The sequence below is a fragment of the uncultured Alcanivorax sp. genome (genome assembly GCF_947258575.1).
In the GTDB taxonomy this organism is placed as follows: domain Bacteria; phylum Pseudomonadota; class Gammaproteobacteria; order Pseudomonadales; family Alcanivoracaceae; genus Alcanivorax.
Genome location: NZ_CAMYIV010000006.1, coordinates 234,084 through 241,901 on the forward strand (window position 1 = coordinate 234,084; position 7,818 = coordinate 241,901).

A 7,818-nucleotide genomic window follows, 5' to 3' on the forward strand; every position below is an offset into this window, starting at 1 on the left:
GCTTCCATATCAGCGTTCATATTCAACGGGGCCTCTTTCTGGGATCTGTGTTTATTCCGATGAAGTCCCCGAGTGCTCTATACCGGAAGGCACGGAAATGGGGTTGTCTGTCAAATACATGATGGGCTCGACCTGCTATTCCAACTGCGTCTTTACTCGCTCCGGTCGTGGTGCCTGTACCTATCTGGATGATGGCTCCACCTCTTGCTGGAGCAAGTACACCAGCACCGGGAATTACTGTGAAGATGAAGACGGCTCTTCGTCTCGTCCTTTCTCAGATCACACCGATGATAAAGGCTGCTACCGGTCTACCGCCGACGGTAAAGCCTACTGCGAGCAGCCCAACGACTACCAATGCCCTAACTTCGTCATTGTGGATGGCAAGAAGTACTGCCGAGAAACCAACGAGGACAAGTGGGATTCTGATGGCGATGGCAACCCGGACTCCACCGACCCGTCACCGGGTGACCCGAACCATGGCGGCGATCCAGGCGATGATGGTGGCGGTGGTGATGGAGGTGATAGCGGCGGTGATGATTCTGACGGTGGCAATGGCGAAAGCTCTGGCGGCGAATACGGTCAGGGTGTCTGTGAACCAGGGCAACAAGTTACCGAGCCCGAGTGTGAGCCCCACCTCGATGCAATCCAGTGCGGCATCTTCCTCAATAGTTGGAACCTACGCTGTGAAGAAAAGCAGCGCCATGAAGATTTTATAGGGACCGATGATTTCCGTGAGAGCGACTCTCTCGCTGACGGCGATAACCCCGATAACACCGTTGATACCAAAGAAGTGAGCTTTTCCGGCTTCCTCGATGGGCTGGATGATTCCGGCTCAGGCTTCGGTGGCGCCAGATCCTGCCCGCCCGATAAACAAATCAATCTGGGCTTCGGCTCCATCACCCTCCCGTTTACCTATATCTGTCAGTGGGCCGAGAAGATCCGCCCGCTGATCATTGCATTGGGCTGGCTAGCCGCTGGCCTTATCGCCCTGAAAGCCATGTCCGAGAAGGGGTAATCCTATGCCTAAGTGGTTAGAAGCAATTGGAGCCTTCCTTGCTCAGTACCTCGGCGCAGGTACTGCCCGTGTCCTTGGTTCCCTTGGTATGGGTGCTATTTCCATCACCGGGGTACAGATCACCCTCGATCAGATTATTACTCACATCAAATCCGCCATGGGGGGCGTTACCAGCGACATCCTCAGCATTCTGACTCTTGCGGGTTTTGATGTGTTTATTGGTCTTGTTATCAGCGCCTATCTCGGCCTGGTCACCATCCGCACCTTACTCGGTGCCTTCAAGCGCCTTGGCTTTATGGATGTCACAGGGGAAGGCTGATGTTTTGGCTATTTACCGGTAAACCCGGCACCAGCAAAACCAGCCATACGCTGGATTTTGTGCTGCATGACAAACGCTTTGCCGTCGAGAACAGCAGCACGCGCCGCCCAGTCTACTACCGTGGCATTCGTGATCTGTCCCCGGAACTGGGCTGGCATGAACTGAACGACACCGACACGCAGAACTGGCCCGAGCATCTACCGGATGGCGCCGTACTCATCGTTGATGAAGCCCAGCAGATCTGGCCGGTACGGGCCCCTAGCAAAGCCGTTCCCCCGGGACTTACCGCCCTGGAAACCCACCGGCACCATGGCTGGGATATCATATTCATCAGCCAGGACCCGTCCTTGCTTGATACCCACGCTCGCAAGATCTGCAACGAGCAGTACCATTTTAGTCGTCCCTTCGGTGCTCCTTTTGTCATCGAATACCACTCGGGCTCTGGCTATGTGAACCCCGGCAGTAAGGCCGAGCTGTCCACCTGCATACAGACAAAAAGAAAGTTACCAAAGCGCGTGTGGGGCCTCTACAAGTCTGCGGAGGTGCACACCCACAAATTCAAACCGCCCAAAATCATGTTTGTCCTGCCCGTAATCGCCGCCTTTGCTGGCTTCCTTATTTGGTACTTCCTGAACAACTACGCCACCGATACCCCGGCCACAGCCCAAGAAGCGGCCAAAAGTGGACAGCAGGTGCAGGTAGCGGCCCGGCAGAGTTATCAGCCAGAGGATTGGGGGGAGTTGTTGAAACCGGAAATCAGCGGACTGCCTTACACCGCCCCGATCTACAGCCCCAAATCCCGGCAACCCACCGTGATCCCCGTCGTCCAGGGCTGCATGTCCATGAAAGCCGATTTCAGCGATTGCACCTGCTACACCCAGCAGGGCACCACGATTTTGGATATGCCAGATCAAATGTGCCGACAGATCATCAAACACGGGATCTTTAACCACCTGGCCAATGAAGAACGAATCGAACGCGGCCAGCGGCAGGGCGCCGATGGCGAGGCACGAGCCACGGCGCCTGCGGCAGGCCCGCACCAGACGTCCCTGTAACACGTCTTACAAGTGACCTTTAGGTCCCACAATAAACCACATTAGGTACTCGTTATGGCAAGCGCTCCAAAACACTGCATCGCACTGGATAACGAACTGAAAGAAGCCCCTTGGGGAAAGCTGTTCATTGACCCGGCCTCGGGCAAAAGCTTCAACCTGAGTAACGTGGAAGTGGTCCATTTCGGCACGGATACCGTGCGCCAACTCTACAAAGGCCAGCTACAACCGGACGTCATGGCCCTGTTTGATGAACCAGGCATGGTGAGCTTCGCCGGGGAACGGTGGTCGGCGGGACGGATTGGCCGGGATTCGGGGTATCAATACCGCCTGCAGAACGCTGATCTTGGCTTGATCCTGCTGATCAAAAGTTTTCACGCCCAGATCGATGCCGTTGGCCCCCACCTCAAAATTGAAGTCTCCCCCCATTGCCTGCGATCACAGACCCCACAGCAACTACAGGCCACATTGAACCACTTTGCGGAACAGGTCCTGATAGACCCAGCACCCGCACAATGCGCTGTCCATATCGCCCTGGACGTGCAGGGATGGACACCCCCGAGAGACTTTGAAACCAAGCTGCACTGCCGATCCCGTCGCGTTCGCAGCTATCACGGCATCGATACCGTGGAATTCGATACCTCCAGCGCCGTCTATGGCCGTGGTGAATCCTTCCTGTTCGGCTCACCTGCAGGCATTCAACTTGCCGTGTACGACAAGACCCAAGAGGCCAAACTACGCGACAAACTCGACTACTGGCGCTCTGTCTGGTCCGAGAAAGAGAACTATCAGGATGACCAACCGGTATACCGGATCGAATTCCGATTCCATCACTCTGTGGTGGAGCAATTCGCCCAGGGATCGATCAACAAGGAAACCGGGGAAGTTCTCGCATTCCAGGACTATGCCGACCTGTTCGACCACCTGGACGCCCTGTGGCGCTATGGCTGCGACTCCTTCCGTTACCTCTATCGCCCCGGCTGGTTCGACCCCTTCTGGACCCTGATCGCCCGGCAGGCTCTGCCTACAGATCCGCCTGAAGTGGACTATAAGCGCTACTACAAGACCTCTTCCGGCTACTCAGGCAAGAATGTGGAATTGCTCCTGGGTAACTACATCAGCTGTGCAGCTCGTCACCGCATGTCCCACTGCCAGGCATGGAAAGCTCTGGAAGCCCTGCCATTCTTCCAACTGATCCTTGATCACTACCGGGACCGGGGTAAGAAAACATGGGAGGTAAAAAAACACGTTAAGGATCTGCTTGAAGAGCGCTATATCCGCTATGGGAAGGCCATATGATCAAGCAGCTACCGGACGGCCGTTGGCTTGCCGATATTGAGCCTGTAAAGGGGACCCGGTACAGGAAGCGATTCAGTACCAAAGCAGAGGCTAAACGCTTTGAAGCACATAAACGCAGCCAGCATATCAACAGGGCATGGGAGCCCAAAGCCAAGGATAAACGACGTCTTTCTGAGCTTGTAGACCGATGGTTCTCATTGCATGGACACACGTTAGCCGATGGAGTCCGCCGAAAGGAGATTCTCCTGCTGCATGTGAAAGAAGTAGGGGACTCGTTAGGGCATCAGTTCACCGCCAAGGAGTATCTGATAAAGCGTGGTCATCTTATGGCGGAGGGCATGAAAGGCAAGACCGTGAACAATCGGTTGGGATATCTCAAAGCGGTGTTCAATACCCTGATTGCGTTTGATGACATTACTTACCCAAACCCGCTGGCCAATGTTAAGCCGATAAAGTTTCAGGAGAGTCCGGTCACGTACCTGACCACGGGACAGATAAAAGAGCTGCTCAGCAGGGTAGGCGAGACAAATTCGCCTTCGGATCTGGAGTGCGTCGTTAGGGTGTGCCTTTCAACAGGAGCCCGGTGGTCTGAGGCACTGAGTCTGAGTCGTGAGCGAATCCGTAATGGGGGGGTAGAGTTCATAAACACTAAGAGCAAGAAAGTCCGCTCTGTACCGATTTCCCCTGAATTGGAAAGCCAGTTAATTGCCCACCTGGATAGCCATGGCTATTTCCGCGACTGCATTCGGGGTTTTCATAATGCGATGGATGCAGCTGCTATCAAATTACCGAAAGGGCAGGCAACGCATGTATTGCGCCATACCTTCGCGGCACACTTCGTCATGAATGGCGGGAACATTCTGGTACTGCAGAAGATACTGGGACACAGCACAGTGAACATGACGATGCGTTATGCGCATCTTGCGCCGGATCATTTAAAGGAAGCGGTCGTTCTGAATCCCCTGACTTTTTCGACACTTGATCGACAGTAATCAGGGGAGAGAGGCGTAAGCAGTTGATACTACTTAGGGAAATTGGCGGTGGGGGAGGGATTCGAACCCTCGATACGTTTCCGTATACACACTTTCCAGGCGTGCTCCTTCGGCCACTCGGACACCCCACCTTAAACTGATTGTGCTCAAGAGCCTTCTGGCCAACTCTTGAGGGCGCGTAGAGTACCGGAGGGTGGGGCTTGAGGCAAGCGCTCGGCGGCTGGTTGGTCAGGGTTTGAGCATTTGTTCAGCAGAGACTCAGGTTCGTGCCAGGTACAGGCCCTGATAAAGACAGACTACCTTGCCGTCCGCACCGCTGCCCTGGGCGTGCACCCGCAGGGTGGCCTTGCCGCGCCGGCTCAGGCGTTGGGCAAAGCGGTCCCGTTCTTCCTCGTTGATGGAAACGGCAATGTGCAGATCTCCGTCCAGGGGCAACTTGTATTCCAGAGACGTTTCCACGGCTACCACGTCGGCGGGGTGGCCGCTCTGTTGGGCCAGCAGGGTGGTCAGGCCCCAGCCGGCTAGGGTGAGCAGGGCCGACTGGCTGCCGGCGAAGAAGGTGCCCTTGTCGTTGTGGTTGGGCCCCAGGGGTGCGGTGACGACCAGTCTGAGGCCGTCGAAATCGGTAAAGGTGAAGTCCAGATGCCGGGTCAGGGGGATGGCGTCGCGGACCCGTTCTGCCAACGCATCCAGATCCATCATGGCAGGGTACGAATGAAGTCGGCGGGGGAATCGTCGGGCAGGTTTTTCTGGTTACCCATTGGGGTACCCAGGTACAGATAGGCCACCACCTGATCCTTGGGGGCGAAGCCCAGCATGCGTTTGGCCAGATCAGAGTTGGCCAGAGCGCCGGTACGCCACATGGCGCCCAGGTTCAGTTCATAGGCGGCCACCATCATGTTCTGTACAGCGGCCCCTACGGCCAGTACCTGTTCCCACACGGGAATCTTGTGGTTCTCGGTGACTTCCGCCACCACCACGATAATGGTGGGCGCGCGCAGGGCCTTGTTGCGGGCGATCTCCCGGCTGCGTTTGTCGGCCTCGGGCTGCTCTTCCAGCAGCTGGGCTTCCATGATGTCGCCGAGCCGTTCCCGTTGTTCGCCGTCCAGCACGATAAAGCGCCAGGGACGCAGCAAACCATGGTCCGGCGCGCGGATGGCGGCGCGCAGCAACAGGTCGAGCTGCTCGTCGCTGGGACCGGGCTGGTCCAGACGCGGGCTGGAAACACGGGTGGTCAGGGCGGTGATGGTGTCCATTCAGGGCTCCTTGTACTGGGGCGCCATGGTAGCCCGATTTGAAAATAAGTCCCAGTCACCCGTGGGAGCCTGTTCAGAAGTTCCCACGACCGTTACACCGCACCGTTGTCGCTGGAAATGACCTCCAGCTTGGGGGGCGAAGACATTGGGTAGGCTCCAGGCTACCTTTGATCCTGCCAGTCTTTTTTCTTAGACCCGAAACGGATAAGCTTCACGCAAATCACGTGAATCGGTTCACATGCCAAGTTCAATCAAAAAGAAAGCCCGCCGACCCCAGATCGGTCCGATGGAGCGGGCGCGCCGTCAGGCCAACTACATCCGTTTGCTGGCTTTCCTTGTGGCCGCCATGATTCTCATGGCGGGTCTGAAGCTGGAACTGTACCCGCAGCTGTACATGCTTGGGGTGGCAGGCCTGTTGGCCTATCCACTGATAGCCCAGGGCATGTTGTTTCTGGCCGAGAAACAGGATCGACCGCAAAAGCCGGTGCATCAACTGCTGATGCAGGCCGATGCGATGATCATCGGGGTGGTGTGCGCTCTGTTGCATTTTGCCCTGGTGCCATCGCTGGTGTTGCTGATCATTGTTCACGCCAATGCGGTGAGCAGCGGCGGTTTGAAACCCTGGCTGTTGAACCTGCTGATGACAGCTATTGGTGCCCTGGTGATGGGCTGGGTTTTGGGTTTTCCTGCCTTGCCGATGGAACAGTCCCCGGTGCTGCTGACAGTCATTTCTCTACTCGGGCTGGGTATTTATGTGGGCGCATCCTCAGCCTTTGCGCACCTTCAGGCCCGCTACCTGAAACAGGCGCAGGACGCCGTACGTCGCCAGCAGAAACAGGCGGTGGACATGTCCCGCAAGCTGGCCAAATATCTGCCACCGCAGGTGTGGGGCTCGATCTTTTCCGGCAAGCGTGATGCCAAGCTGGAAACCCGCCGCAAGCGGCTGACGGTATTCTTTTCCGACATCAAGGGCTTCAGCGCCATATCCGAAGAGCTGCCGCTGGAAACACTGACCAGCATGCTCAACACCTATCTCAGCGAGATGACCCGTATTGCCCTTCGCCATGGTGGCACCATCGACAAGTTTATCGGTGATGCAGTGATGGTGTTTTTCGGTGACCCGAAAAGCGCCGGTGCCCAGGAGGATGCGTTCCGCTGCGTGATGATGGCCATCGAAATGCAGGAGCAGATGAAATTGCTGCGTCAGCGCTGGAAGCGTGAGGGCATCGACCACAAGCTGGAAATCCGCATCGGCATTAACACCGGCTACATTACGGTGGGCAACTTCGGTACCGATTCCCGGATGGACTACACCATTCTCGGCACCGATGTGAACCTGGCCAGCCGCCTGGAATCTGCCTGTCGTCCGGGCGGTGTGCTGATTTCCGAAGCTACCCAGGACTTGGTAAAGGATCGCATCCAGTGTCGCAACATTGGCGATATCCAGGTCAAGGGTTTCAACCGACCGATTCCCGTATTTGAGGCTATGGGCGCCAAGAAGGATGCCGGCGCCAGAAATCGTTATGTCTCTGCGGAGACCCAGGGCTTCGGCATCCATCTGGACGTAGAACGCATTCGCAATTTCGACAAGAATTCGATCCTCAAGACCCTGGCCCGATCCGCCACGGATCTGAAACAGGAAAAGCCGGTGGACGTGGACTTCGAAGCCGAAGGTTTCAGTCTGCATGTCAAAAGCATCGAACTGAAAAAACGCGAACGGGAAAAGATCATCGACATGATGGGCCGCGCCGCGAAAAAGGTGCAGACAGAAGTGCGGGTTTGAGGGAATAGCTACGAGCTACGAGCTACGAGCTACGAGCTACGAGCTACGAGCTACGAGCTACGAGCTACGAGCTACGAGCTACGAGCTACGAGCTACGAGCTA

The 7,818-nt window shown here is 56.4% G+C and carries 8 protein-coding genes and 1 tRNA gene; 6 read left to right on the forward strand and 3 right to left on the reverse strand.

Translation table 11 applies throughout. The features are described 5' to 3' along the window. Positions 1–103: 103 nt before the first annotated feature. From Q0Y02_RS07720 to Q0Y02_RS07740, 5 genes are read left to right on the forward strand one after another with little or no spacing between them, the layout of a single operon-like run. Complete coding sequence (locus Q0Y02_RS07720) at positions 104–1,015, forward strand: virulence factor TspB C-terminal domain-related protein (RefSeq protein ID WP_297766705.1); 912 nt, start codon at positions 104–106, stop codon at positions 1,013–1,015. 4 nt (positions 1,016–1,019) lie between these two features. Further along, positions 1,020–1,334 carry a DUF2523 family protein gene (locus tag Q0Y02_RS07725; RefSeq protein ID WP_297766706.1) on the forward strand — a complete coding sequence of 105 codons (315 nt, stop codon included), beginning with the start codon at positions 1,020–1,022 and terminating at the stop codon, positions 1,332–1,334. Continuing rightward, complete coding sequence (locus Q0Y02_RS07730) at positions 1,334–2,389, forward strand: zonular occludens toxin domain-containing protein (RefSeq protein ID WP_297766708.1); 1,056 nt, start codon at positions 1,334–1,336, stop codon at positions 2,387–2,389. Before Q0Y02_RS07725 ends, Q0Y02_RS07730 begins: the two co-directional genes overlap by 1 nt. A gap of 54 nt (positions 2,390–2,443) precedes the next feature. Continuing rightward, positions 2,444–3,685 (forward strand): hypothetical protein, encoded by a 1,242-nt coding sequence (locus Q0Y02_RS07735; protein ID WP_297766710.1) that lies wholly within the window; start codon positions 2,444–2,446, stop codon positions 3,683–3,685. After that, the gene (locus Q0Y02_RS07740; protein ID WP_297766712.1) at positions 3,682–4,677 is read left to right on the forward strand and encodes a tyrosine-type recombinase/integrase; all 996 of its coding nucleotides are present in this window, start codon (positions 3,682–3,684) and stop codon (positions 4,675–4,677) included. Before Q0Y02_RS07735 ends, Q0Y02_RS07740 begins: the two co-directional genes overlap by 4 nt. Positions 4,678–4,720: 43 nt before the next feature. Here Q0Y02_RS07740 and Q0Y02_RS07745 read toward each other — a convergent pair. The 3 genes from Q0Y02_RS07745 to Q0Y02_RS07755 all read right to left on the reverse strand — a co-directional run bounded on the left by Q0Y02_RS07745 (position 4,721) and on the right by Q0Y02_RS07755 (position 5,933). Then, positions 4,721–4,808 (reverse strand) — tRNA-Ser (locus Q0Y02_RS07745). Between the two features lie 127 nt (positions 4,809–4,935). Continuing rightward, positions 4,936–5,379 (reverse strand): YiiD C-terminal domain-containing protein, encoded by a 444-nt coding sequence (locus Q0Y02_RS07750; RefSeq protein ID WP_297766713.1) that lies wholly within the window; start codon positions 5,377–5,379, stop codon positions 4,936–4,938. Further along, positions 5,376–5,933 carry a nitroreductase gene (locus tag Q0Y02_RS07755; protein WP_297766714.1) on the reverse strand — a complete coding sequence of 186 codons (558 nt, stop codon included), beginning with the start codon at positions 5,931–5,933 and terminating at the stop codon, positions 5,376–5,378. Before Q0Y02_RS07755 ends, Q0Y02_RS07750 begins: the two co-directional genes overlap by 4 nt. 238 nt (positions 5,934–6,171) lie before the next feature. Here Q0Y02_RS07755 and Q0Y02_RS07760 point away from each other — a divergent pair, with 238 nt between their 5' ends. Further along, positions 6,172–7,716 carry an adenylate/guanylate cyclase domain-containing protein gene (locus Q0Y02_RS07760; protein ID WP_297766715.1) on the forward strand — a complete coding sequence of 515 codons (1,545 nt, stop codon included), beginning with the start codon at positions 6,172–6,174 and terminating at the stop codon, positions 7,714–7,716. Positions 7,717–7,818 lie beyond the last annotated feature (102 nt).

Excerpts from the sequence above, each read along its gene's own strand:
- Q0Y02_RS07740 (WP_297766712.1), top strand. The coding sequence starts at position 3,682 with ATGATCAAGCAGCTACCGGACGGCCGTTGGCTTGCCGATATTGAGCCT.
- Q0Y02_RS07730 (WP_297766708.1), top strand. The coding sequence starts at position 1,334 with ATGTTTTGGCTATTTACCGGTAAACCCGGCACCAGCAAAACCAGCCAT.
- Q0Y02_RS07755 (WP_297766714.1), bottom strand. The coding sequence starts at position 5,933 with ATGGACACCATCACCGCCCTGACCACCCGTGTTTCCAGCCCGCGTCTG.
- Q0Y02_RS07725 (WP_297766706.1), top strand. The coding sequence starts at position 1,020 with ATGCCTAAGTGGTTAGAAGCAATTGGAGCCTTCCTTGCTCAGTACCTC.
- Q0Y02_RS07735 (WP_297766710.1), top strand. The coding sequence starts at position 2,444 with ATGGCAAGCGCTCCAAAACACTGCATCGCACTGGATAACGAACTGAAA.
- Q0Y02_RS07750 (WP_297766713.1), bottom strand. The coding sequence starts at position 5,379 with ATGATGGATCTGGATGCGTTGGCAGAACGGGTCCGCGACGCCATCCCC.
- Q0Y02_RS07760 (WP_297766715.1), top strand. The coding sequence starts at position 6,172 with ATGCCAAGTTCAATCAAAAAGAAAGCCCGCCGACCCCAGATCGGTCCG.